1 protein-coding gene is annotated in these 1111 nt (G+C 56.0%); it reads left to right on the top strand.

The annotated features are described in order from the left end of the window. Window positions 1-249 precede the first annotated feature (249 nt). Window positions 250-1071, top strand: a complete 822-nt coding sequence (locus tag H5U08_RS19550; RefSeq protein WP_297037080.1) for a PIG-L deacetylase family protein — start codon at window positions 250-252, stop codon at window positions 1069-1071. Window positions 1072-1111: the final 40 nt, after the last annotated feature.

Here is a 1111-nt window from a genome sequence, read left to right as displayed (position 1 = left end):
AAAATTGGTAACGAGTTTCAACCCGGTTGAAGCCGTTTGTCGGCAAAGACCGGGAAGGCGTCGCGCGGCACTGTTTGCACAGGATCGCCGGCAGGACATCGGTGTACCAGAACAGGCGACCAATTCCTGGGAAATGCGCGCGAACTTCAAAGATACTCTGCGAGGATAGCCTATCGAGAGTGTCAGGGAATATTGAATTGTCCAGTTTCGGACAATTACGGTTCATAGAACGAAGGATTGTCGTGCATCATGGCGCAGGGGATTGTGTATAAACGGCGGCTCGGCGATGGAAAAATCGTGTCCTCCGATGCCCGCGAAATATTCGACGATTGGCAGGGCCAGCAGGAAAGGTGGATGTTCGTCTCGCCCCACGATGATGATGTCGTGATCGGTGCGGGTCTGACCGTCCAGGCAGGGCTTGCCGAAGGGGCCGAGGTTCACGTGGTCATCACCACCGATGGCCGGATGGGATACTGCCGTTTGCCCCAGCGGAGGACCATCGTGAGGATACGCGGGGACGAAGCCCAGGAGGCGTATCGGACGTTGGGTCTCCCTCCGGAAAGAGTTCGCCCGCTCGGTTTTCCTGACTGTAATCTCAACGCCTACCGCGGACGGCATTTCACGACGATCGGCGATCCCACGGAGATAGAAGGGGCCAGTGGCCTTCAGAATGCGTTTCCCTATGTTCTTCGGCAGATACGACCCACGCGCGTGTTTCTGCCCACCCCCACCGACCTGCATCCGGATCATAAAATCGTTTACGAGGAAATGCTCATCAGTCTGTTCCACGCGCAGGGAAGTATTTGGCCGGAACTCGGACCGCCGATTCAAAAGGTCCCAATCGTCTACGAGTACGCCACGTACTGCGATTTTCCCGAACCTCCGCAGATTCAGCTTGTGGTGCCCGGTGAATTTCACGAGCGGAAACTGAACGCCATCCGCTGTTTCGCCAGTCAGGAGCAGATCGAGGTGCTTGTCGAAGTTCAGCGCCGCGCCGGCCCCATCGAATATATTCGGCAGGTGGCGTTTAATTTCTATTCCCCAGAGAAATATTCACAGCTTTTTGAATAATGAGAATATCGTCCGGTCCTGACCGCCTCGGCACCGGTAG

It is taken from the genome of Thermogutta sp. (assembly GCF_014359955.1).
In the GTDB taxonomy this organism is placed as follows: domain Bacteria; phylum Planctomycetota; class Planctomycetia; order Pirellulales; family Thermoguttaceae; genus Thermogutta.
This window is presented reverse-complemented; position numbering and strand designations above follow the sequence as displayed.